Raw genomic sequence first — 24,816 nt, 5'->3', positions numbered from 1 at the left:
TAGGCAACAGCCTTTAGGGAGAAAGTGTATGTTGCGAATGCTGGCCCGACTTACCGTGGTCGCCTGCGCCCTTTGGGCGTCGCAGGCGTTTGCGCTCGGCCTTGGCGATATCAACGTCAAATCCAAGTTGAACCAGCCTTTCTCCGCCACCATTGCGGTGCTGGGGGCATCCTCGGCGCAGCTGGATTCCCTCTCGGTGAGGCTGGGCACCCCGGATGAATTCAACCGGGCCGGCATCGAGCGCTCCGATTACCTGTCCTCGCTGAAATTCACCATCGACGAAGTGGCGGGCGGCGCCCGCGTCACCATCAGCAGCGACCAGATCGCGCGCGAGCCCTTCCTCAATTTCATCGTCGAAGCCCGCTCGCCCGACGGCAAGCTGCTGCGCGAATACACCGTGCTGCTGGATCCGCCGAGCATGGCGGACAGTTCCGCCCCGGCTGCCGCTTACACACCGCCGCCCGCGCCGGTGATGCAGGTGCAGTCTGCTCCCGCGCAGCACCAGATGGCGCCGGCGGAAGCGGCGGCTCTGGCAACGTTGCCTCAGGGTCCGGCTGATATTCATAAGCATGGCAAGGGCAAAGCCCCCAAGGCTGCCAAGCCGGCTCCGGCCGAACCCGTGGCAGCAGCGCCGGCTGAAACGGCTGTAGCCCCTGCGCCCGCGCCTGAACCGCTGCCGGCTCCGGCAGCCACATCCGGTTCCGGCAGCGCCGGCACCTACGGCCCGATCGCGCCGCAGGAAACCTTCTGGAGCATCGCCACCAAGCTGCGCCCGGGTCCCCAGGTTTCGATGGACCAGGTGCTGCTGGCCATCTACCGCACCAATCCGCAGGCCTTCGACAAGGGCAGCTTCAACGGCCTGCTCAAGGGGCGCACCCTGCAGGTGCCGAGCCTGGCCGAAATGCAGGAGTCTTCCGCGGCGCAAGCCAAGACCACGGTGGATGCCTGGCGCCACGGCACGCGTCCGGCCAGCATAAAAAAAAATTCCGAGTCGGTTGCCGCCGCTGCGGCGGCAACTCCGGCTCCGGCCAAGACCGAGAAGCCCAAGCCGCTCCACACCAAGCCCGCAAAGCCTGTTGTTGAAGCAAAGCCCGAACCTGCGGCGCCAGCGGCTGTAGCGCCTGTCGCCCCGCCGCCTCCGGCACCGGTAGCTTCCAAGCCCGAGCCGGCTCCCATCTCCAACATTCCGGCCACTCCGCCCTCCACACCGGCCGCGTCCGCTCCAGAACCGGCGCCTCAGGCCGCGACTCCGGCCCAGGCAGCCCCCGCCGCGCAGACGCCACCTGCTGCCGCCGCACCGCCTGCGGATGCCGCTCCGGCAGCCGCTGCCGAGCCGCCGAAGAAGAAGGTGCTGCCGCCGCCTCCGCCGCCGCCCGGTCTGTTCGAGGATTCCTCGACGCAGATGGAGCTGGCTGGAGTCGTGGTCCTGCTGATCGCCGTCATGGGCTGGTTCATCTTCCGCCGCCGCAAGGACAACACCCCCGATTTCCGCGCCAAGGCACCGGCGCCGAAGACGCCGCTGTTGAGTTCCAAGTCTGCTGCGGCGGCACCACCGAAGAAGGCCGCGGCTCCCGTGCCGCCGCCGTTGCCGCCCAAGCCGCAGACCTCCCAGCTGGGCGACACCACGGCGGTGGCCGAGGATCGGCCCGCAGCGGTGCAAGCGGCCGTCAGTGGTGCACCGCTGAGCGAACCACCGCTGGCCAAGACCTCACTGGAAGACACCGCCCAGGTGAAGATGGCGGATACCCTGCTGCCGGTCCCGTCGTTCGAGAAGACCGCCCAGAGCAAGGCGGCACCGGTGGGTGGCGGCGATGTCGATTTCGACCTGACTTCGCAGTTCGAGGCGCAGACGCTGTCGGTCAACCTCGACGCCAACGATCCGCTGTCCGAAGCCGATTTCCATCTGGCCTACGGTCTCTATGACGAGGCCGCTTCACTGCTGAAACAGGCCCTGGTCAAGGAGCCGCAACGCCAGGATCTGCGCCTGAAGCTCGCGGAGACCTATTTTGCCGGCGGCAAGCCGATGGAATTCCAGGAAACCGCGGAGTCCCTGCACAACCAGATCAGTGCTTCGGATTGGCAGAAGATCGCCATCATGGGGCGCCAGCTGTGCCCGGATTCGTCCCTGTTCAAGAGCGACGGCAATGCACCGGCACCGGCACCGGATATCGATCTCAGCCTCGGCGACAGCATCGGCCCCGCGCCGGCGCAGGTGCTGGGCACGACGTCGAGCCCCCCGGCCGCTTCGGCGGGCAATGTCATCGACTTCGATCTGGATGCCGAGCTGAGCAAGGCCGCACCGGCCACGCCCGCACCGCCAGTCCACGAAGCGTCGGAAAGCCCAGATTTCGACCTCAGCCACTTCGATTTCAGCAGCGAGCCGCCGCATCCCGCAGGAACCGAAGGCACGGTCGAATTCAATCTCGACGAGCTCGATTTGAGCAAGCCGGCGGGCGGCAGCATCGGCCACGTCTCCAGCGGCGACGAGATCGGTACCAAGCTCGACCTGGCCCGCGTCTATGCCGACATGGGCGACAACGAGGCGGCGCGCGGCCTGCTCGGCGAAGTCCTGAGCACCGGCAACGCCGCACAGAAAGGGGAGGCGGAAGCGCTGATCAAGCGCCTGTCCGCATAAGGTCCGCTGACCGAAGACGTATCGAAGCGCTGGGCCGCCGGGATCGAGTATCTCGGCGGCAACTACGGCGGCTGGCAGGCGCAGCAGGACCGCGCCAGCGTGCAGGCCGAACTGGAAGCGGCGCTGTCCTCCGTCGCTGATCATTCGCTGCGCACCCAGGCGGCGGGACGCACCGACGCCGGGGTGCATGCCTGCGGCCAGGTGGTGCATTTCGACTCGGCCGCGCAGCGCAGCGTCTATGCCTGGGTACTCGGCACCAATTCTCGCCTGCCGCCGGACATCAGCGTGCGCTGGGTGCAGGAAGTGCCGTCCGACTTCAGCGCGCGGCACAGCGCCTTCATGCGCAGCTACCGCTACGTCATCCTCAACCATCGCGCCCGTTCGGCCCTGCTGGCGGAGCGCGTGTCCTGGATCACGCCGCAACTGGATGCAGCGGCCATGCACCGCGCCGCGCAGGCCCTGCTCGGCGAACGCGATTTTTCCGCCTACCGGGCGGCCGAATGCCAGTCCTCGACGCCGATGCGCAATGTGGAGTCGATCACGGTCTTCCGCAGCGGTGATTTCGTGGTGATGGACATTCGCGCCAACGCCTTCCTGCATCACATGGTGCGCAACATCATGGGCGTGCTGCTGGAGATCGGGCAATCGCGCCGCCCTGAATCCTGGGCCGGCGAAGTGCTGGAAGGCCGCGACCGCAGCAAGGCGGGCATGACGGCGCCGGGGCAGGGCCTGTACTTCATGGGGCCTGAATATCCCGAACGCTTCGGATTGCCGGGACCGGCCAAGGCCTGGTTTCCGGCGTGATCCGGGAAACGGCAGCCGTCCGTGGGATAATCCCCGCATGAAGCAACTGCGCACCCGCATCAAGTTCTGCGGCATCACCCGGGCCGAGGATGCCCTGGCCGCCGCCGCACTGGGTGTTGATGCCCTCGGCTTCATCTTCGTGCCGGGCAGCCCGCGTTGCCTGACGCTGGATGCCGCCGCAGCGATCCGCGACAGGTTGCCGCCGCTGCTTTCGGTGGTGACGCTGTTGCAGAACCCGGACAGCGACAAGGTCTGGGAAACCGTCGACGCGGTGCGGCCGCACTTCCTGCAGTTCCACGGCGAGGAAACGGCGCAGTTTTGCGGCAGTTTCGGCCTGCCGTACCTGAAGGCGGTCGCCATGCGCGGATCGCATCGGCCGCTGGCGGAGATCGCGGCGGACTATGCCGATGCGGCGGCCCTGCTGCTCGACGGTCACGCCCCCGGTGAAATGGGCGGCCAGGGCAAGACCTTCGACTGGGCCGAAATCGCCGCAGGCGTGCGGATTCCCCTGATCGTGGCCGGCGGCCTGAATCCGGAAAACGTCGCCGCCGCCATCCGCACGGCGCGTCCCTATGCGGTGGATGTGAGCAGCGGCATCGAATCCAAGCCGGGAATCAAGGATTCGGGCAAAATGGAGGCCTTCGTGCGCCACGTCCGTGACGCCGACACCTGATGGCAACTGCTAAGCAAGTACTTGATGAGCAACCAGAATCTGCCTGACGCCCGCGGCCACTTCGGCCCTTACGGCGGCCGCTTCGTCGCGGAAACCCTGATGGAACCGCTGCGCCAGCTCGAAGAGGCGTACAACCGCCTCAAGACCGACAGCGCGTTTCGTGCCGAACTGGACCGGGATCTCGCCTATTATGTGGGCCGTCCCTCGCCGCTGTATCCGGCGGAGCGGCTGACGAAGATCTGGGGCGGGGCGCAGATCTACCTCAAGCGCGAGGACCTGAATCACACCGGCGCGCACAAGATCAACAACACCGTCGGCCAGGCGCTGCTGGCCAAGCACCTGGGCAAGACCCGCATCATCGCCGAAACCGGCGCCGGCCAGCACGGCGTGGCCAGCGCCACCGTGGCGGCGCGGCTGGGCCTGAAGTGCGTGGTATTCATGGGTTCGGACGACATCGAGCGGCAATCGCCCAATGTCTACCGCATGAAGCTGCTCGGCGCCGAAGTGCGGCCGGTGACCAGCGGCACGCGGACCCTGAAGGATGCGATGAACGAGGCCCTGCGCGACTGGGTCACCAACGTCGACGACACCTTCTACATCATCGGCACCGTGGCCGGGCCGCATCCGTATCCGATGCTGGTGCGCGATTTCAATGCGGTAGTCGGCCGCGAAGTGATCAAGCAGTCGCAGGACCTGTTCGGCCGCCTGCCGGATGCGCTGGTGGCTTGCGTCGGCGGCGGCTCCAACGCCATCGGCCTGTTCCATCCGCTGCTGTCGTACCCCTCGGTGAAGATGTACGGCGTCGAGGCCGGCGGCCTCGGCATTGCCACCGGACAGCACGCAGCGCCGCTATCCGCCGGCAAGCCTGGCGTGTTGCATGGCAACCGCACCTACATCATGGAAGACGAGAACGGGCAGATCCTCGGCACGCACTCGATCTCCGCCGGCCTGGATTATCCCGGCGTGGGCCCGGAACATTCCTGGCTCAAGGACAGCGGGCGCGTCAGCTATGTCTCCGTCACCGATGACGAGGCGCTGGCCGCGTTCCATGAGCTGACCCGTATCGAAGGCATCATTCCCGCGCTGGAATCGGCGCATGCGGTGGCTTACGGCAAGAAACTGGCGCCGCAGATGCGGCGCGACGAGGCCATGGTGATCAACATTTCCGGCCGCGGCGACAAGGACATCTTCACCATCGCCAAGCGCGAAGGCATCGAGTTGTTGAAATAAGCATGAGCCGAATTAAAGGTGTGTTTGATTCTTTGAGGGCGGGCGGCCGCAAGGCGCTGGTGCCGTACATCACCGCGGGCGATCCGCATCCGAAGCACACCGTGGCGCTGATGCATGCGCTGGTGAAGGGCGGGGCGGACGTGATCGAAGTCGGCGTGCCGTTCTCCGACCCGATGGCCGATGGCCCGGTGATCCAGCTGGCCTGTGAGCGGGCCCTGGTCCACGGCACCAGCCTGTGGCAGGTGCTGGAGATGGTGGCGGAATTCCGCACCACCAACAACACCACGCCGGTGGTGCTGATGGGCTATCTCAACCCCATCGAAGCCCGCGGCTTCGAGGCATTTGCAAAGCGCGCCGGCCAGGCCGGCGTCGACGGCGTGCTGGTGGTGGACCTCGCGGTGGAGGAAGCGCCGGAAATCGCGCCGATCTTCCGCGCGGCAGGCCTGGACTGCATCTTCCTGCTGGCGCCGACCAGCTCGGCGGCGCGGATCGCCGCCATCGCCGAGCAGGCCAGCGGCTATCTCTATTACGTCTCGCTCAAGGGCGTGACCGGGGCGGCGACGCTGGATATCGGCAGCGTCGAGGCCAAGCTGGCCGAGATCCGCCAGCACACCAAGTTGCCGGTGGCGGTGGGCTTCGGCATCCGCGACGCCGAGTCGGCCGCCAAGGTCGGCCGCGTGGCCGACGCGGTGGTGGTGGGCAGCGCACTGGTATCGCAGATCGAAAAACACCAGAATGAGCCTGCGGTATTGCCGGGCCTTCTGACCCAACAACTGGGCGCCATTCGCGCGGCGCTCGACAAGCTATAGGCTATAGGTAGGCACATCCATGAGCTGGCTCGAAAAAATCTCGGGATCGAAACTGCTGACCGGCGGCGTACGCAAGAAGAGCGTGCCGGAAGGCCTGTGGATGAAGTGCGACAGCTGCCACTCGGTGCTGTACCGGGCCGAGCTGGAGCGCACCCTGGAAGTGTGTCCGAAGTGCGGCGCGCATCGCGTCATCACGGCGCGTGCAAGGCTCAATCATTTCCTCGACGCCGAGCCGCGGGTGGAGATCGCGCCGAAGGTGCGGGCCACCGATCCGCTCAAGTTCAAGGACACGCGCAAGTACACCGACCGCCTGATCGAGGCGCGCGAGGATACCGAGGAGGAGGATGCGCTGATCGTGATGCGCGGCCAGTTGATGGGCCTGCCGCTGGTTACCGCCGCCTTCGAGTTCGGCTTCATGGGCGGCTCGATGGGCAGCGTGGTCGGCGAGAAGTTCGTGCGCGGCGTCAACGCCAGCCTGGAGCACGGCATTCCCATGGTGTGCTTCTCCGCCAGCGGCGGCGCGCGCATGCAGGAGTCGCTGTTCTCGCTGATGCAGATGGCCAAGACCAGCGCGGCCCTGGCCAAGCTGGCCGAACGCGGCCTGCCGTTCATCTCGGTGATGACGCATCCGACCATGGGCGGCGTGTCCGCCAGCCTGGCGATGCTGGGCGACATCAACGTGGTCGAGCCCAAGGCCCTGATCGGCTTCGCCGGCCCGCGCGTGATCGAGCAGACGGTGCGGCAGAAGCTGCCGGAAGGTTTCCAGCGCGCCGAGTTCCTGCTGGAGAAAGGCGCGGTCGACATGATCGTCGACCGGCGCGAGATGCGCGAGAAGATCCATCGCTTGCTGGCGATGCTGACGCATTTTGCACCAGCCGTTGCGCATTGATGTCATCCATGACAAGCACCACGCCATCCGTGGCGTGGACTGTTGAAACAAGCGGGCTTTGTTTGGAGTTGTCTCGTCTCTGGCCGTTGAAACAAGCAAGTGACCGCCGTTCCATCAGCGAATAGCCCGCTCGCCGACTGGCTCGCCTACCAGGAACGCACCCACCCCAACGCCATCGAACTGGGCCTGGACCGCACGCGCGCGGTCGCACTGCGGCTGGGCCTGTTGCCGGCGCAGACCGTCACGCTGACGGTTGCCGGCACCAACGGCAAGGGTTCCAGCGTCACGCTTGCCGCGGGTATTTATCAGGCGGCCGGGTACAAGGTCGGGCGCTTCACCTCGCCGCATCTGCTGCGCTACAACGAACGCGTGGCCATCGACGGCGTCGAGGTTTCCGATGAGGTGCTGTGCCGGGCCTTTGCGGCAATCGAGGTCGCGCGCGCGGAAATTCCGCTGACTTATTTCGAATTCGGCACGCTCGCCGCGCTGTGGCTGTTCCACGAAGCGGCGCTGGACGTGCAGGTGCTGGAAGTGGGACTGGGCGGGCGGCTCGACGCAGTGAACATCGTCGATGCCGATTGCGCCCTGGTCACCAATATCGGCCTGGATCACACCGACTGGCTGGGGCCGGACCGCGACAGCATCGGGTTCGAGAAGGCGGGCATCATGCGCGGCGGCAAGCCTGCGATATATGCCGACGATTTACCGCCACGGCGGCTGCTGGATCATGCCGCTGCCATCGGTGCGCCGCTGGCGCTGGCCGGCCGCGATTTCTCGTTCTCGCTGAACGCTGACCATAGCTGGAACTGGCGTGGCAGCGTTGCTTATTCTGGCTTGCCGGCGCCCGCATTGAGCGGGGAGGTGCAATACCGCAATGCAGCCGGGGTGCTGGCCGCGGTGACGGCTTTACAGGCACTGCTGCCGGTGAACGAGGCGGCGATTCGTGCCGCCTTGCCGGCCATGTCGCTCGCCGGGCGCTACCAGCGCGTGGGCAATACCATCCTCGACGTCGCGCACAATGTCGAATCGGCGGAGGTTCTGGCGGATAATCTGCGGGGCGAGAGTGGAGCAGGCAGGACCTGGCTGGTGCTGGGCATGCTTGCCGACAAGCCGGTGGAAGCGGTTTGCGCGGTGCTGGCGCCGCTGGTGCGGGGTGCGGTGTTCGGCGGCCTGCCGCCGCCGCGCGGCCTGGATGGCGCGGCCTTGCAACAAAGGGCGGCCACAGCCGGTCTGAACGGACATGCGGTGAGCGACATCGCCGAGGCCTACCGGGTGGCGCAGTCGCTGGCGGGGCCGGACGATCGCATCCTGGTGTGCGGCTCGTTTCTCACCGTCGCCGCGGTGGCGAGCCCGCTCTTTTGATGTCTGTTTTCCGACGAAGTAAATGAACGATACCCTGAAGCGTCGCCTGATTGGCCTGCTGGTCCTGCTGGTGCTGGTCTTCGCACTGTCCCTGCTGCTGCCGGACAACTGGCCCGAATCCGGCGAGAAGGGCGTGCCCAGCACCACCTTGCCGCTGACCGCGAATGGCCTGGATGCCGCGGCATCCGCGCCTGCGTCGGAACCTGCCGTGTCGGAAGACGCAAACGCGACCGCGCCGCCGCCCGCCGCCTCGGTAACGGCCGCGCCGGCGCGTGCCGGCGCAATGCCCGAGTCGGTCAGCGCGGTCGATTCCTCGGCACCGCCCCTGGGTGCTCCCGCTGCTCCGTCGGCGCCGAAGCCGACGGCTGCTCCTTCGCTGCCGCCGCCCGCCGCCGTCAAGCCGCCGTTGCCGAAGCTGGCGGAAAGCGTCAAGCCCGAGGTCAAGGCCGAAGCCAAACCCGCGGCCAAACCCGAGCCCAAGGTGGAGTCCAAGCCGCCGGCGCTGAAATTGACGCAGTCCCTGCCGCCGATGAACAAGCCCACCGCGGTTCCCGCGCCGTCACCCAAGCCCGCAACCCCGCCGCCCCCGGTTCCGGCCGCGCCCAAGCTCGCCGCGGTGCCGACTCCGCCGGCGCCCATCGTCAGTTCCGCGCCGGCCCAGGCCAAGCTCTGGTACGTGCAGATCGGCAGCTTCGCCGACCAGGGCAATGCGCAGACCACGCTGAACCTGCTGCAGAACATCGGCGCCCGCGGCGAATCGAAGCAGATCACCAGCGCTTCCGGAAGCGCGCTATACCGTGTGCGCCTGGGGCCGTTTCCGAGCGAAGCGGTAGCGCAGCAGGCACTCGACAAGGTCTCGCACCAGGGCTATCCGCAGGCGCGTGTGCTGTCGGAAGCCGCTTCGGTCAAGCATTGATGACAGAGGGGTCAGTACTTCCGCGGCTCGAAGCGTCCCACCAGGCGGTGATGCTCACCCGGATGCCATAACCGCGCGAAGGTAAGCGGCGTGGCGCCGTCCCAGGTCTGGCGTTCCACCACCAGGCAGGCACTGCCGGGACGCAGTTGCAGCAGCTTCGCGGTCCTGCCCCTGGCTTCGCGTGCCAGGATGGCGTGCTCCGCCTGCGTCCAGGGCACGTGCTTGAGCAGCCACTCGCTGGGAGCAGCCTTCCGGAACGATTCCTTCGCGGCTTTCGGAATGGCGTCCAGGTTGATCAGCCGCTCCTCCAGTTGTACCGGCTGGCCGTTGGAGAAGTGCTCGACCAGCAGCCACAGCAGGCGTGTTTCCGCGCCAACGCCGGTGAAGCGGCCATGCTCGCTGTCCACGCCGACGATATCCCTCTCGTAGACATTGAAGGCATAGATGGCGCCGGCGCGCCGCACTTCCTCCGCCACATCCCAGATTTCGAACACCGGGTGCTGCTGCGCGCGGTCGGCGACGATGGTGCCGCGCTTGCGGCGGCGCTCCACCAGGCCATCGTGCGCCAGGCTGTGCAGGGCCTTGTTGATGGTCATGCGCGAGGTGCCGTAGCGTTCGGTCAGCTCGGTTTCGGCCGGGATCTTGGTGCCGGGCGGCCAGCTTCCGTCCACGATCGGCTGCGCCAGCGCCCGCCGGATCTGCAGCCACAGCGGGCCGTCGCCGTCGAGTTCGGGGCCATCCATTGCGAGGGTCGTTGCGGTCATTGCCCCTGCACTTTAATATGTATATACATATGGCATCAAGCGGGGGCCGCTGACCGACCCCGATCACAGACGGAGCCGCTATCCCATGAGCACCATGCACAGACCCGGCGTGATCCGCGCCCATCGCGGCAGCATCTTGCATGCGAAGTCCTGGCTGACCGAAGCCCCCTTGCGCATGCTGATGAACAATCTCGATCCGGAAGTGGCTGAGAAGCCGGAAGACCTGATCGTCTACGGCGGCATCGGCCGCGCCGCGCGCAACTGGGAATGCTACGACCGGATCGTCGAAGCCTTGCACAAGCTGGAAGACGACGAGACCCTGCTGATCCAGTCGGGCAAGCCGGTGGGCGTGTTCCGCACCCATGCCGATGCGCCGCGCGTGCTGATCGCCAATTCCAACCTGGTGCCGCACTGGGCCACCTGGGAGCACTTCCACGAGCTCGATGCCAAGGGCCTGATGATGTACGGCCAGATGACGGCCGGCTCGTGGATCTATATCGGCAGCCAGGGCATCGTGCAGGGCACCTACGAGACCTTCGTCGAAGCGGGGCGCCAGCATTTCGGCGGCTCGCTCAAAGGCAAATGGATTCTCACCGGCGGCCTCGGCGGCATGGGCGGGGCGCAGCCGCTGGCGGCGACCATGGCCGGCGCCTCGATGCTGGCGGTGGAGTGCGAACCGCGCCGCATCCAGATGCGGCTGGATACGCGTTACCTGGACCGGCAGGCGGCTACGCTCGACGACGCACTGGCCATGATTGCCGAGGCGCATGCCGCCGGCAAGGCGGTATCGGTCGGCCTCCTGGGCAATGCGGCGGAAGTGTTTCCGGAGCTGCTCGAGCGTGCGCAGGCCGGTGACGCGCGCGCGCGGCCGGACCTGGTGACCGACCAGACCAGCGCGCACGATCCGCTCAACGGCTACCTGCCGGCCGGCTGGACGCTGGAACAGGCGGCGCAGCGGCGCGGCACCGATCCCGCCGGCGTGGTGCAGGCAGCCAAGGCTTCGATGGCGGTGCAGGTGCGGGCCATGCTTGGCTTCCACGCCCTGGGCATCCCGACGGTGGACTACGGCAACAACATCCGCCAGATGGCGCTGGAGCAGGGCGTCAAGAATGCCTTCGACTTTCCGGGCTTCGTGCCGGCGTACATCCGTCCGCTGTTCTGCCGCGGCATCGGGCCGTTCCGCTGGGCGGCGCTGTCGGGCGATCCGGAGGACATCCGCCGCACCGACGCGAAGGTGAAGGAGTTGCTGCCGGACAACGCGCACCTGCACAACTGGCTGGACATGGCGCAGCAGCGCATCAAGTTCCAGGGCCTGCCGGCACGCATCTGCTGGATCGGGTTGGGCGATCGCGCCCGCGTCGGCCTCGCATTCAACGAGATGGTGGCGAAGGGCGAGCTGAAGGCACCGGTGGTGATCGGGCGCGACCACCTGGATTCCGGTTCGGTGGCCAGCCCCAATCGCGAGACCGAGGCGATGAAGGATGGTTCGGATGCGGTGTCCGACTGGGCCTTGCTCAATGCCCTGCTCAACTGCGCCAGCGGCGCCACCTGGGTATCGCTGCACCATGGCGGCGGCGTCGGCATGGGTTTCTCGCAGCATGCCGGCATGGTCATCGTCTGCGACGGCACGCCGGAAGCGGCGAAGCGCATCGGGCGCGTTCTGAACAACGACCCCGCGAGCGGGGTGATGCGTCATGCGGATGCGGGCTACGATATCGCCATCGACTGCGCGAAACAAAACAACCTCAAGCTGCCGATGATCAATGACTAAGAACGATTCCATGCAGATCAAACCCGGCCGGTTGAGCCTGTCTGAAATTCGTCACATCGCCGCAGGTGGTCTGAAGCTGACGATCGATCCTGCCGCCGACGCGGCGATTCTCGCTTCCGCCGCCACGGTGCATTCGGTGGTGGCTCAAGGTGCGCCGGCCTACGGCATCAATACCGGCTTCGGCAAGCTGGCCAAGACGCATATACCGGATTCGCAGCTGGAACAACTGCAGGCCAACCTGGTGCGTTCGCACGCGGTGGGTATTGGCGCTCTGCTCGACGACGCCACGGTGGGACTGATCCTGGCGCTGAAGGCGGCCAGCCTGGCGCGCGGCTACTCCGGCGTGCGGCCGTCGGTGATCGAGGCCCTGCTGGCCCTGTATAACGCCGGGGTGTATCCCTGCATTCCGTCCAAGGGTTCGGTCGGTGCTTCCGGTGACCTGGCGCCGCTGGCGCATATGACGCTGGCGCTGATGGGCGAGGGTGAGGTTCGTGTCGGCGGCAAGCTGATGCCGGCGCGCGAAGGCCTGGCCGGTGCCGGCCTGCAGCCGCTGACGCTGGCGGCGAAGGAAGGCCTGGCCCTGCTCAACGGTACCCAGGTTTCCACCGCTTTGGCGTTGCGCGGACTGTTCGAGGCCGAGGATCTGTTCGCGGCGGCGGTGGTGGCCGGCGCGCTGTCGGTCGACGCGGCGCGCGGCAGCGATGCACCTTTCGATCCACGGATTCACGAGGTGCGCGGCCAGCCGGGGCAGATCGACGTGGCGGCGAAGTACCGCAAGCTGCTCAGCGGCAGCGAGATCCGCCGCTCGCACCTGGTCAACGACGACCGCGTGCAGGATCCCTACAGCCTGCGCTGCCAGCCGCAGGTGATGGGCGCCTGCCTGGACCTGATCCGCAACGTCGCCGCGACGCTGACCATCGAGGCCAACGCGGTGACCGACAACCCGCTGGTGTTCACCGACACCGGGGAAGTGCTGTCCGGCGGCAACTTCCACGCCGAGCCGGTGGCCCTGGCGGCCGACACGCTGGCGCTGGCCATCGCCGAGATCGGCGCGCTGTCCGAGCGGCGCATCGCGCTGCTGATCGACGCCACCCTGTCCGGTCTGCCGCCGTTCCTGGTGAGGGAGCCGGGGCTCAATTCAGGCTTCATGATGGCGCACGTTACCGCGGCGGCGCTGGCTTCGGAGAACAAGTCGCTGGCACATCCGGCCAGCGTCGACAGCCTGCCGACCTCGGCCAACCAGGAGGACCATGTCAGCATGGCCACCTTCGCCGCGCGGCGCCTGCTGGAGATGGCGGCGAATACGCGCTGCATCGTCGGCATCGAGCTGCTGGCGGCGGCGCAGGGTATCGATTTCCACGCCCCGCTGGAAACCTCCCCCGTGCTGCTCGACGTGCAGGCGCTGGTGCGCGGGCGCGTGCCGTTCTACGCCGAGGATCGTTACTTCGCGCCGGACATCGAGGCCGTGACACGGTTCCTCGGAGAGGGCAAGCTGACCGGAATGGTCGGGAGCATACTGCCGTCGTTCGCCTGAGCCCCGCGCGAACGCCTGATCCGCTGGAGGAGAGGACTACAACAATGACAAAAAGCTATTTCGCAGAAGCCGCAATGCTGCCCGCGGGCTGGGCCCGCGATGTCCTGTTCGAAGTGGGGCCCGACGGCCTGATCGCCAGGGCCACACCGCGCGCGGCGGCCGGTGATGCCGAGCGCCTGCGCGGGCCGGTGATTCCCGGCATGCCGAATCTGCATTCGCACGCCTTCCAGCGCGCCATGGCCGGCCTGACGGAGAAGGGCGGCCCGCAGGGCGACAGCTTCTGGTCCTGGCGCAAGCTGATGTACGGCTTCCTCGAGAACCTGACGCCGGACGACGTCGAAGTCATCGCGACGCAGCTCTATATCGAGATGCTGCGCGCCGGCTATACGACGGCGGCGGAGTTTCACTACCTGCATCACGATCCGAAAGGCCAGCCCTACGCCAACCTTGCCGAGGTCGGCGAGCGCATCGCGGCGGCGGCGCGCCACAGCGGCATGGCCCTGACCCTGCTGCCGGTGTTCTATGCGCACGGCAATTTCGGCGGCGTCGAGCCGACCCCGGGGCAGCGGCGCTTCATCAACTCGCTCGACGGCTTCGGCCGCATCCTGGAATCGCTGGCCAAGACCGTACAGGCCGATCCCTCACAGCGCATCGGCGTCGCGCCGCATTCCCTGCGCGCGGTGACGCCGGAAGAACTGAAGGCGGTGGTGGCGGCGATGGAGCGCATCGATGCACGTGCGCCGATCCATATCCATGCCGCCGAGCAGCAGAAGGAGGTGGACGACTGCCTCAGCTGGAGCGGCACGCGCCCGGTAGCCTGGCTGCTGGACCAGATGCAACTCGATGCGCGCTGGTGCGTGGTGCATGCCACGCACATGGACGCCAACGAGACCAAGGGGCTGGCGCGCTCCGGCGCGGTGGCCGGCCTGTGCCCGACCACCGAGGGCGACCTCGGCGATGGCTTCTTCAATGCGGCTTCGTACCTGCGCGCCAGCGGCAAGATCGGCATCGGCGGCGACAGCCATGCGGCGGTCGATCCTTTCCTGGAGCTGCGCCTGTTCGAATACGGCCAGCGCCTCAAGCTGGAACGGCGCAACGTGCTCGCCCTGGCCATAGGCGACTCGCTCGGCGGCCAGCTCTATCGCGGTACCTGTGCCGGCGGCGCGCAGGCGCTGGGGCAGAACATCGGCCAGCTGGCCGAGGGCTTCCGAGCCGACTGGGTGGTGCTCAATGGAGACGATCCGGCGCTGGCGGAGCAGAGCGGCGATGGCCTGCTCGATGCGGCCATCTTCGGGCCGGTGCGGGCACCGGTGCGCGATGTGATGGTGGCGGGACAGTGGCAGGTGCGTGACGGCGTGCATGCGCAGGGTGAAGCCAGCCTGAAGCGTTATCGCGCCGTGATGAAGCGCCTTCTAAACTGAGCGTTAACAGGCCTTCTACGTGAATCACTGGGACGCGATCTGGCTCAATGCCCGTCTGGCGACCATGAATGCCGGCGGTGACGGCTACGGCATCATCGAGGATGGCGCGGTGGCTGCACTGGACGGACGCATCGCCTGGGTTGGGCGGCGTGCCGAACTTCCGGGCGGTTGGTGCGCGCGCATCGAGCACGATTGTCGCGGCGGCTGGCTGACGCCGGGGCTGATCGACTGCCACACCCACCTGGTCTATGCCGGCAGCCGTGCCGGCGAGTTCGAACAGCGCCTGCAGGGCGTCAGCTATGAAGAGATTGCCAGGGCCGGGGGCGGCATCGTCTCCACCGTGCGGGCGACGCGCGCGGCGAGCGAGCAGGAACTGCTGCGGCAGAGCAGCCGGCGTCTTGCCGCGTTGATGGCCGAAGGCGTCACCACGGTGGAGATCAAGTCGGGCTACGGCCTCGACACCGTGACCGAGACTCGCATCCTGCGCGTGGCGCGGCAACTGGGCCTGGCCTGCGCCACGGAAGTGAAAACCACCTTCCTCGGCGCGCATGCGCTGCCGCCGGAATACGCGGGACGCGCCGACGACTACATCTCGCTGGTGTGCGAGGAGATGCTGCCCGCGATCCATGCGGCCGGCCTGGCCGATGCGGTCGATGCGTTCTGCGAAGGCATCGGCTTCACACCCGAACAGACCACACGCTTATTCGACAAGGCGCGCGCGCTGGGCCTGCCGGTGAAGCTGCATGCCGACCAGCTGTCCGACCTCGGCGGCGCCGGCCTTGCGGCGCAGCATGGGGCGCTGTCGGCCGATCACCTGGAATACAGCTCGCGGGCATCGGTCGAGGCGATGGCGCGGGCCGGCACGACGGCGGTGCTGCTCCCCGGTGCCTATTACTTCCTGCGCGAAACGAAGCTGCCGCCGATCGCAGCCTTGCGCGAGCGGGACGTGCCGATGGCGCTGGCCACGGACTGCAATCCGGGCACCTCGCCCTGCACCTCGCTGCTATTGATGCTCAACCTGGCTTGCACCCTGTTCCGGCTGACGCCGGCCGAAGCCCTGGCCGGGGTGACGCGCCATGCCGCGCGGGCGCTGGGCTTGCAGCGGGAAGCCGGGCGCATCGCGCCGGGTTTGCGCGCCGATCTGGCGCTGTGGGAGATCGAACGCCCGGCGGAGCTGGCTTACGCCTTCGGCGCAAATCCCTGCGTCGGCCGTTACTATGCCGGGACCGTTGCCCCGGTGTCCGCATGAATCCGAACGACCGACTCTTCACCCTGGTGCCCGGCAGTACGCCGCTGCTGATCAATGTGCCGCACGCCGGCACCTACGTCCCGCCGCAACTGCGGCAGGGCATGAGCATGATCGCGCAGACGGTGCCGGATACGGACTGGCATGTGCACCTGCTGTACCAGTTCGCGCTGCAGCTGGGCGCGGGCCTGATGGTGGCCACGCACTCGCGCTATGTCGCCGATCTCAACCGCGATCCCGGCGACGCGGCGCTGTATCCGGGCGCGGACAATACCGAGCTTTGCCCGACGCGCAGTTTCGCCAACGAGGATCTGTACCTCCCTGGCCAGGCGCCGGACGCGGAGCAGATCACGCTGCGCCGCGAGCGTTACTGGACGCCGTATCACCAGACCCTGGCCGCGACGCTGGCGCAGATCAAGGCCCGGCATGGCTATGCCATCCTGCTCGATGGGCATTCGATCCGTTCGCAGGTGCCGCGTTTCTTCGACGGGCGCCTGCCGGACCTCAACCTCGGCACCGCGGCGGGCGCGAGTTGTGATCCTGCTTTGCAAGCTGCGGCCATGAATGTATTGCAATCAGCCGGTGGTTTGAGTGCGATCTGCAATGGGCGTTTCAAAGGCGGCTACATCACGCGCCACTATGGGAACCCGGCTGAAGGCGTGCAGGCCCTGCAGCTGGAAATGGGACAATCCTGCTACATGGACGAGGCCGCGCCTTTTGCCTGGGAACCGCAGCGTGCGCGGGCCCTGGTGGACGTGTTGCGGCGACTGGTGGAAAGCCTGCTGGCCTGGCGTGGGGGTGCGTGATGGGCAGATCGCGTGGCATGTTGAACGGAATGCGTCGCGCCCTGCTGGGGGGCTCGTTATATGCCGTCTTGTCCAGCACCGGCATTGCCTGGAGCGATGACCGTCGCGTCGAAACACCGATTGCGCAGCGCTCCTTCATCGAGGTGCAGGACACCGGCCGCAATTACTTCGTGCATTTTCCCAGCGGCAGCCGGGCGGCGCCGTGGCCGTTGGTGCTGGTGTTGCACGGGGCGGGCGGCGATGCGCTCGAGACCCTCGCCATGTACCGCTGGATCGAAGCTTCGGATCTGAACGGCTTCATCCTGGTCGGCCTGGAGGCGCGACCGCCGCGGCTGTGGTTTCCGGTCAACTTCAAGTTGAATCCCCGCATCTGGAACAGCGGCGATCCGGGCGTGCAGCAGGACAGCATCCTGAAGAACGACGATGTCGCCTATACCCGCGCCGTGCTCGACGAACTGGCCAAGCGCTATACCATCGATCCGAATCGCGTCTATGCCACCGGCTTTTCCAGCGGCGGCGGCATGGTGCAGCGCCTGGGCGTGGAACTGAGCGAGCGCTTCGCCGCGATTGCCGCGGTGGGCAGCCTGCGCGCGCAGAACGTGGCGCCGCGCAATCCGCTTTCCGTCCTGCTGGTTTATGGCCGGCGCGATCCGGTCGTGCCGTACGAAGGCGGCAAAGGCATAACCCCCTGGGGCGACCGGCCGGACCAGCCGCCGGTGGCTGCCAACACGGCCGGCTGGGTGCGGGATCTGCATTGCACCGGCGAGGCGCAGACGGCGCAGCCCAATCCACAGGTGTTGCGCGAAGCATGGAAGGACTGCGACGGTGGCAATGAAGTGCAGGCGGTGACGGTGAACGACCTCGGCCATCACTGGGCGGGCAGCCTGCCGGACGGCTTGAAGGAATCCGTCGCCGGTCCGATGAGCCGGTCTTTCGACGACACCACCGAAATCTGGAGCTTCTTCGCCGCCCATCCGCGGCATGGCGCAAAGCCGCAAGCCGCTGTAGCGCCAGCGGATCGTTGATCCCGGCCCCCCGCCATACGGGGGGTGACGCTGGCCAAAACCCCCTGTATTGTGTTGAAAAATTAACCGTATTGATGTCGGTAATTCAAGTTACCTGATTGTTGCATCGGCGGATAAAACAAAGCGGCGGGATGACCCGCCGCGCGAGGGGGAGGCTGAACCATGCGATCCGGAACACTGGGCGTGGGTGCTGTCCGTTGGGGCGTGGCAATGGGCCTGCTGTGCGTGGCCCTATGCACACCCCGAGCCTGGGCGCTCGACTTCAGCTTCGAGCCGCTGTTCGTCCATGACAAGGTGAACGGGGTACTCAACACCACGCTCACCGCCGGCGTCGGCATCCGCATGCAGAATCCGAGCGAGCACCTGATCTCCAAGGGCGACCTCAATCCCGATGTATGCACTTTTCCCTACCAGAGTTGCCAGGGCCTGTTCCGCACGCAGACCTTTCCTGCGGCGCACCTGACGGCGGCGCCGGGATCGTTTGGCGCCAACGGCGATCGGGGCGACCTGAACTATGGCCACAAAGGTGAATTCTTCCAGGCGCCGGCCAAGGTGACTTCGGACCTCACGCTGACCTACGGCAACTTCGGCATTTTTGCGCGAGCCCTGTATTTCTATGATTTCGTCAACAACGATTTCACCGAGAAGCATCCCAACGAGATCACGGCGCAGAACGTGAACCAGGTGGGGCGGGTCGGTACTACGCTGCCGACCTTGAACGGCCTGGTGGGCGGCCCCTGCTCCAGCCTGGCCGGCCCTTTGAGCAATCTGCTGCAGCCCATCACCAACCTGGTCGATCCGATTCTCAATGGGGCCGGCCTGCCTTCGCTGGTACCGAATCCGAGCGCGGTGTGCGGCAGGTTTTATGGCAAGGGCGGGGTGGTGCGCAGCAAGCGCACCGACGGCGAGGTGCTGGCGCAGGCCGGCACCAACCTGCAATACCTGGATACCTACTTCTTCGGCAAGCTGCCGTTGTGGGCGGACCATGACCTGACCTTCAAGATCGGCCGCCAGCTGGTGAACTGGGGCGAGAGCACGACACTGGTGTTGAACAGCATCAACTCGGCCAACCCGGTCAACGCCAACAACTTCTACCGTGTCGGCAACCAGGTCGAGGAAGATTTCGTGCCGGTGAACATGATCGACCTGGGCTTCAGCCCCTTCGAGAATTTCACCGCCGAGGCGTTCTACCAGCTGGAGTGGAAGCCGATCGAGGCGCCGACGCCCGGGACTTATTTTTCCGACATCAATGTCGGCACCAACAATACCGGCAAGACGCTCAACGCCAGCTTCGGCCAGGCGGCGGAGGATCCCGATTGCCTGGGCAAGCTGGGCGACAACATCCTCACCGGCCTGACGCCGACCTGCATCACCATCAACCGCGTGCCGGACCTGGAGCCGCGCACTTCAGGGCAATATGGCGTCAAGCTCGATTACTACTTCGAGAACCTCAACAACGGCACCGACGTCTCGCTGTACTACGAGAATTATCACTCGCGCCTGCCGTACGCGAGCCTGTTCTCCGGCTATCCGAGCTGCGGCCGCGCCGAGGGCAATGCCCGCGGCAACAACGCCACCGATATAAGCTCGCTGATGCTGGATTGCCCGAACTTCCCGCTGTTCTCTTCCGGCGATCCGCGCAAGGCGACTTCCAGCGCGCTCAATGTGCAGAGCGTGCGCTTCATGCTGGAGTACCCGGAAGACATCCATCTGATCGGTGCCAGCTTCAACACCACGGTCGGCAGCTATTCCATCCAAGGCGAGGTGGCGTACCGCCCGAACAAGCCGATGCAGGTGGATGCGCATGACCTGGCCTTCGCCGCGCTCGGCGCCCAGGGGACGCGCTGCGGCCAGCCCGGCACCAACTGCGAGGGCACCGGGCTGCTGGGCGCGCTCGGCGTCGGCGGCATCGGCCTGGGGCCGGACGGCCAGACCATGACCTACGGCCAGAGCGACGCGGTGAACAGCAGCGGCCGGCCATACACCAACGATACCTTCAACCTCGTGGTCGGCCACGCCACCGGCTCGCAGCGCTATTTCCCCAACTTCATCGTCCCGTACCGCGGCGGCGTGGTGGGAAACAACACGCCCTGCTACCCAAAGCCGGGAACCGCAGAAGATGCGCAGTACGGCTTCAACACCTTCCAGCATCCGTACTACGCCTACGACAAAAGCAGTCCCTGCTACATCCAGGGCTACGAGCGGATGCAGGACTTCCAGTTCAACCTGGGCGCCACCAAGGTGCTCGGCGCCACCGACAATCCGATCGGCGCCGACCAGATCATCCTGGTCTACGAGCTGGGCGCGGAATATGTGCCGTTCCTACCTTCCTACGACCGGCTGGTGCTGGAGGGGCCGAATTCGACATCGGCGCCCACCGCCGGCGCCGACGGTTCCGGTTCGGATGGTTCGCGCATGGGCTGCTCCAACATCCCGGACTGCTCGTATGGTCCGGACGGCGTACGCTTCAATCCGCATCAGCAGGATCACGCCGGCTATCCACGAGCGTTCTCCTGGGGATATCGCGTCATCGGCCTGCTCAGCTACGAGCAGATCGTGCCCAACGTCACGCTCAAGCCCTTCATCCTGTTCTCACAGGACGTGGGCGGCATCTCGCCCGGCCCCGCCGGCAACTTCGTCAAGGGGCGCAAGCTGGTCAACATGGTCTACGAGTTCCGCTACAAGCAGGCGCTGTCGCTCAGCCTGGGGTATGCCTGGTACTGGGGCGGGGGTGCTTACAACACCTTGTCGGATCGTGATTTCGCGCAGGCGTTCATCAAGTACCAGTTCTGAGTCAGAATGACAGAAGGATCAGTCCGCGAACTTGGCTTCGCGCTTCTGCAAATGGGCGCTGACCGCTTCGGTCAGATCGTCCGACACCAGCATGCTGGTATTCCAGGCGGCGACCATTTCCAGGCCTTCCTGCACCGAGTGGTCGCGGGAGTAGAGCAGGTTGTGCTTGATACCGCGCACGGTGATGGGTGACTTGGCGGCGATGCGGTGCGCGAGCTGCTCCACCTGCGCCATCAGTTCCTCGCGGGTCTCGTAGGTCTCTCCGACCAGGTCGATGGCCTTCGCCTTGCGGCCGTCGAAGGTCTCGCCCGTATAGGCCAGTTCGGTGAGGCGCGACAGGCCGATGACGTGGCGCAGACGCTGCAGGGTGCCGACGTCGGCGACGACGGCGAGGTCGACTTCCCTGATCGAGAACCTCGCATCCGCGGTGCTGTAGCGCATGTCGCAGGCGGCGATGAGGTCGATGCCGGCGCCGATGCAGGCGCCGTGGACGGCGGCGATCACCGGCACGCGCAGGCGCTCGACGCTGCTGATGCTGTTCTGTGCATGCAGGATGAACTTGCGCACACCCTCTCGTGCCCGTGCCGGGCACCCGGTGCCCTTCACTGCCTGGCTGACGTGGGCGAGCGCTTCCAGGTCGATGCCGGCGGTGAAGTGGCGGCCTTCTCCGCAAAGGATCACCACGCGCACCTGCGGCTGCTCGTCGATCCAGGCGGCGGCCTTGGGCAGCTCGTCCCACATGGTCAGCGAGAAGGCATTGGCCTTGTCCGGCCGGTTCAGGCGTAGCCAGGCGATGTGATCATGCAGGTCGATCTTGATGGTCTGGAAGTTCATCATTGGTTCAGTCTCTTTTTATGACATTGCAGTTTTGAAAAGACCATTTCGTACTTGAAAGTACGGACTGGCGCAACTTAACGAAATCTTAAAACTCCGGTCACGTTCGCCTGCGAAACTTTCTGGATAGGTGCAGGGACCGCTCTGCACTGGGAACATTGGAGAATCATCACATGAGGCGTTTACGTCTCGGCAGCTTGCTGTGCGTGGCAATATTGTACGGTTGTTCTTCCGGTGACGGTTCGCCGCCGGCCGGAGGCTCCTCCTCGGGGACTGTGTCGTCCTCCGGAGGCATATCTTCTTCGTCTTCATCATCTTCTTCATCTTCCGGAGCCACCTCTTCCTCCTCCGGCGTGTCGAGCTCTTCTTCGAGTTCGTCTTCCAGTTCTTCTTCAGGCTCTTCGTCTTCGTCCGGTTCTTCCAGCGGCCCGGTCGGTCCGGGGCCGTTCGCGCTGAACCTTGCGCCGGGTGGGCAGGGCAATGGTCGCGTTACGAGTTCGCCTGAAGGCATCGACTGCGGCACCAGCTGCACGCAGAACTATGCCGGCGGCGTGCAGGTCACGCTGACCGCCACCCCCGCTTCCGGCAGCGTCTTCGCCGGCTGGAGCGGCGACTGCGGCGGCACCGGTTCGTGCCAAGTGTTCATGGACCGTGTCCGCAACGTGACGGCGACGTTCAACCTCGCCACGCAGCCGCAGCAGACCTTGCAGTTGATCAAGGCTGGCGGTTCGAGCGGACGCGTCGGCAGCAGTCCGACGGGTATCGACTGCGGCGCACAATGTACGGCCGAATTCACCCGCGGCTCCGCGGTGACGCTGACGGCGACGCCTGATGCCGGCGCAGTATTCTCCGGCTGGAGCGGCGCCTGCACCGGCACCGCGACCTGCCAGGTCACGCTCAACGCAGACACTCAGGTCACTGCGACCTTCGTCAACGCCTCGGCCGCCGCACCGCAGGGCATGCTCCTGTCCGGTGATACCCATGTGCATGACGATCACTCCTCGGACGGCAGCCTGCCGCGCCAGCTGTCCGGCGACAAGTTGCCGGGCAACGTTTCGGTGGCGGATCAAATCAACGAGGGCGAGTTGCAGGGCCTGGACTTCATGCCGCTCACCGATCACCGCACCTACACCCAGCAATACGATCCGCTTTGGCGTTCGTCGAAGTTGATTCTGGTGCCGGGCGAGGAAGCCAATGGCAGCCCGCACGCCACCGTACACGGCGCCATCGACACCGTCGTGCAGCAGGCCAGCCCGGCCGGCGCGCCGAGCTGGGTCAACTTGCAGCAGTCGATCTGGAATGCGCATTCGCAGGACGCCAACTGGGGCACGGCGCATCCCGACGACGGCGAGATGAACAGCGACGGCACGCCGAACGCCAACGCCAATGCGGTGGGCATGGATACGGTCGAGGTGTGGAACCGCGCCAGCGCGCCGGACACCGAGATCGACTACGCCGAGAATCGCTGGAACGCGGGCTATCGCTTCGGCGTGGCCGGTGCCTGCGACGATCATTTCAAGGAGCTGTGGTCGGTGTCCGGCCCGGGCATGCCCACCACTCAGGTGTTCTCGCCACGCAAGACGGCGCTGGGCGTGGTGGCGGGCCTGCGTTCCGGCCGCACCGCGGTGTACTCCGGCTTCGCCGGCACGCCGAGCGTTTCGCTGGAAGGCGACTTCCAGAATGATGGCGTGTTCGAAGCCATGCAGGGCGATGAAGTCATCGCTACGCCGGGCACCAAGGGCCGGTTGCGTCTGACGGTGCAGAATGGCTTCGGCACCACGGTGTTCCTGTACCAGGCGCCGGGCCGCTCCGCCGGCGCGATCCAGACTTTCATGCCGGACTCGGTATCGCTCACCAACACCTACCTTATCGACGTCACCGCCGGTCCCAGCCCGACCTGGTTTCGCGCCGAAGTGCGCGGTCCGGGCGAGCCGGCCGGCCTGACCGGTCTCACCGCGCTGAACTTCGAGGTGCTGTTCGACCAGCTGCGCGCGGTGACGTCGCCGATCTTCGTCTCGCCCAGCGTGGTGGCGGCGCAGCCGGCCGTGCCGCTCCCCGCCGACCAGGGTACGGATGACGGCGCCAAGAATGTGCTCGGCGCGCCGGGCCAATTCGCCGGCTTCCCCGACGTGGCCCACACCAAGTCGTTCACGCACGTGGTCGCCGAAGTGCATCAGAACGGCACCAGCCAAATCCAGTATGTGCGCGTCGGCGCCGCCGGCAACGCCGCGCCGCTGGACCTGGTCCCCGCTTCGTCCGATGCGCGCTTCCCGCACATCGCCGCTTTCGGCACCGATGTCTGGGTGGTGTGGCAGGACGACCGCAACGGCGAGCTGCCGTACCGCACCGCCGTGTTCATGCGTCATTCGTCCGACGAGGGCGCGACCTGGGAGCCGGAAGTGCTGGTACGCAATCCGGAGACCGGCCGCGCCGAGCATCCGTCCATTGCCACCGACGGCAACGGTCGCGTGATGGTGGCCTGGCAGGAAATCGGCAGCGGCGTGCCATTCGACGTCTGGGCCAAGCTGATCAACATCGACGCAGAACCGGTGAACCTCAGCGCGCCCAACAAGACCTTCGCCGAAGCCTCGCCGCTGGATACGCGCTCGGCGCGCTACCCGGCTTCGGTGTGGCCGACGGTGGCCGCTTCCAGCACCGGCGAGTTCGCCGTGGCCTGGGAAGACGACCGCGAGGACAAGGATCCGCTGTGGACCGGCGGCTATCCCTACGGCAGCGGCACCGACCCGGACGACTGGCAGATCTACGTCACCACCCGTCCGGCCGGCCTGAGTGGCTGGCTCACGCCGACTTCGCTGGGTTCGCACACCCAGGCCGACCGCCATCCTACGCTGGCTTATGCCGCGGACGGCAGCCTGGTGGCGGCCTGGGATGCGAAGAACCTGAGCTCCTCCGGCGCCAACCTGTCGATCCTTTCCTCCAGCTTCACGGCGAAGGCCGGCTGGAGCGCGGTGGTGCCGGTGTCGCTGGATGCGAATACCGGCGGCGAGTACCCCCGCCTGGGCCTGGACGGTTCCGGCAACGTGGTGCTGGTGCGGCAGGATTCGCGCTCGGCCGACTGGCGCTGGCGCGTGCTGGCGACGTCCCGCGCCGCCGACGGCAGCTGGGGCACGGGCACGGTCATCCAGGGCAGGGGCCTCAATATGTGGCCGGCGCTGTCCGGCGGCACGCTGGTGTTCGCCAGCACCCGTGATGCGCAGCGCCTGCAGCGCGATCGCACACAGGAGATTTACACCATGCAGGTTCCGACCACACCCTGAGGGCCGGTCGCTGCGGTAATTGTCAT

At 66.4% G+C, this 24,816-nt stretch carries 19 protein-coding genes; 16 read left to right on the top strand and 3 right to left on the bottom strand.

Annotation, left to right across the window (positions count from 1 at the left end; all coding sequences use genetic code 11):
• The first annotated feature begins 28 nt into the window (after window positions 1-28).
• The 8 genes from BP26_RS0113945 (at window position 29) to BP26_RS26730 (ending at window position 9,318) form a co-directional block, all read left to right on the top strand.
• Entirely contained in the window at window positions 29-2,635 is a 2,607-nt protein-coding gene (locus tag BP26_RS0113945; protein ID WP_084183094.1) for a FimV/HubP family polar landmark protein, read from the top strand.
• A gap of 6 nt (window positions 2,636-2,641) precedes the next feature.
• The gene (gene truA, locus BP26_RS0113940) at window positions 2,642-3,439 is read left to right on the top strand and encodes a tRNA pseudouridine(38-40) synthase TruA (protein ID WP_029921189.1); all 798 of its coding nucleotides are present in this window, start codon (window positions 2,642-2,644) and stop codon (window positions 3,437-3,439) included.
• A gap of 37 nt (window positions 3,440-3,476) precedes the next feature.
• Window positions 3,477-4,112: a phosphoribosylanthranilate isomerase gene (locus BP26_RS0113935; RefSeq protein WP_029921188.1), complete on the top strand. Its 636-nt coding sequence runs from the start codon at window positions 3,477-3,479 to the stop codon at window positions 4,110-4,112.
• 24 nt (window positions 4,113-4,136) lie between these two features.
• On the top strand, window positions 4,137-5,342 hold the full coding sequence (gene trpB, locus BP26_RS0113930; protein ID WP_029921187.1) for a tryptophan synthase subunit beta: 1,206 nt from the start codon (window positions 4,137-4,139) through the stop codon (window positions 5,340-5,342).
• A gap of 2 nt (window positions 5,343-5,344) precedes the next feature.
• On the top strand, window positions 5,345-6,151 hold the full coding sequence (gene trpA / locus BP26_RS0113925) for a tryptophan synthase subunit alpha (protein ID WP_029921186.1): 807 nt from the start codon (window positions 5,345-5,347) through the stop codon (window positions 6,149-6,151).
• 19 nt (window positions 6,152-6,170) lie between these two features.
• Complete coding sequence (gene accD, locus BP26_RS0113920; RefSeq protein WP_029921185.1) at window positions 6,171-7,040, top strand: acetyl-CoA carboxylase, carboxyltransferase subunit beta; 870 nt, start codon at window positions 6,171-6,173, stop codon at window positions 7,038-7,040.
• A gap of 99 nt (window positions 7,041-7,139) precedes the next feature.
• Window positions 7,140-8,402, top strand: coding sequence for a bifunctional tetrahydrofolate synthase/dihydrofolate synthase (gene folC, locus BP26_RS0113915; protein WP_029921184.1), 1,263 nt, complete (start codon window positions 7,140-7,142; stop codon window positions 8,400-8,402).
• A gap of 22 nt (window positions 8,403-8,424) precedes the next feature.
• The gene (locus tag BP26_RS26730; RefSeq protein ID WP_036516917.1) at window positions 8,425-9,318 is read left to right on the top strand and encodes an SPOR domain-containing protein; all 894 of its coding nucleotides are present in this window, start codon (window positions 8,425-8,427) and stop codon (window positions 9,316-9,318) included.
• 11 nt (window positions 9,319-9,329) lie between these two features.
• Here the strand turns inward: BP26_RS26730 and hutC are convergent, their stop codons facing one another.
• A complete protein-coding gene (gene hutC, locus BP26_RS0113905) occupies window positions 9,330-10,082 on the bottom strand; it encodes a histidine utilization transcriptional repressor HutC (RefSeq protein WP_051748970.1) in 753 nt (250 codons plus the stop codon).
• A gap of 85 nt (window positions 10,083-10,167) precedes the next feature.
• Between hutC and hutU the strand changes: the two genes are divergently transcribed.
• From hutU to BP26_RS0113870, 7 genes are all read left to right on the top strand, one after another.
• A complete protein-coding gene (gene hutU, locus BP26_RS0113900; protein WP_084183093.1) occupies window positions 10,168-11,853 on the top strand; it encodes a urocanate hydratase in 1,686 nt (561 codons plus the stop codon).
• Between the two features lie 10 nt (window positions 11,854-11,863).
• The gene (hutH, locus tag BP26_RS0113895; RefSeq protein ID WP_211254922.1) at window positions 11,864-13,387 is read left to right on the top strand and encodes a histidine ammonia-lyase; all 1,524 of its coding nucleotides are present in this window, start codon (window positions 11,864-11,866) and stop codon (window positions 13,385-13,387) included.
• Between the two features lie 44 nt (window positions 13,388-13,431).
• A complete protein-coding gene (locus BP26_RS0113890) occupies window positions 13,432-14,808 on the top strand; it encodes a formimidoylglutamate deiminase (protein ID WP_029921180.1) in 1,377 nt (458 codons plus the stop codon).
• A 64-nt stretch (window positions 14,809-14,872) separates the two neighbouring features.
• Window positions 14,873-16,057, top strand: a complete 1,185-nt coding sequence (gene hutI / locus BP26_RS0113885) for an imidazolonepropionase (protein ID WP_051748981.1) — start codon at window positions 14,873-14,875, stop codon at window positions 16,055-16,057.
• On the top strand, window positions 16,054-16,860 hold the full coding sequence (gene hutG, locus BP26_RS0113880; RefSeq protein WP_029921178.1) for an N-formylglutamate deformylase: 807 nt from the start codon (window positions 16,054-16,056) through the stop codon (window positions 16,858-16,860). Before hutI ends, hutG begins: the two co-directional genes overlap by 4 nt.
• A 17-nt stretch (window positions 16,861-16,877) precedes the next feature.
• Window positions 16,878-17,885, top strand: a complete 1,008-nt coding sequence (locus BP26_RS27680; RefSeq protein ID WP_169740716.1) for a CE1 family esterase — start codon at window positions 16,878-16,880, stop codon at window positions 17,883-17,885.
• A gap of 183 nt (window positions 17,886-18,068) precedes the next feature.
• On the top strand, window positions 18,069-20,678 hold the full coding sequence (locus tag BP26_RS0113870) for a DUF1302 domain-containing protein (protein ID WP_169740715.1): 2,610 nt from the start codon (window positions 18,069-18,071) through the stop codon (window positions 20,676-20,678).
• Window positions 20,679-20,696: 18 nt separating this feature from the next.
• Here the strand turns inward: BP26_RS0113870 and BP26_RS0113865 are convergent, their stop codons facing one another.
• The gene (locus BP26_RS0113865; protein WP_029921175.1) at window positions 20,697-21,515 is read right to left on the bottom strand and encodes a crotonase/enoyl-CoA hydratase family protein; all 819 of its coding nucleotides are present in this window, start codon (window positions 21,513-21,515) and stop codon (window positions 20,697-20,699) included.
• A gap of 166 nt (window positions 21,516-21,681) precedes the next feature.
• On the bottom strand, window positions 21,682-22,044 hold the full coding sequence (locus BP26_RS27675; protein ID WP_157572528.1) for a hypothetical protein: 363 nt from the start codon (window positions 22,042-22,044) through the stop codon (window positions 21,682-21,684).
• Window positions 22,045-22,063: 19 nt separating this feature from the next.
• Between BP26_RS27675 and BP26_RS27670 the strand changes: the two genes are divergently transcribed.
• Window positions 22,064-24,790 (top strand): InlB B-repeat-containing protein, encoded by a 2,727-nt coding sequence (locus BP26_RS27670; protein ID WP_029921173.1) that lies wholly within the window; start codon window positions 22,064-22,066, stop codon window positions 24,788-24,790.
• Window positions 24,791-24,816: the final 26 nt, after the last annotated feature.

Origin of the sequence: Nevskia soli DSM 19509, assembly GCF_000711955.1 — a bacterium.
Lineage (GTDB): Bacteria > Pseudomonadota > Gammaproteobacteria > Nevskiales > Nevskiaceae > Nevskia > Nevskia soli.
Note: the sequence above shows the minus strand (reverse complement) of the source record. Positions and strands in the feature narration are given on the sequence as shown.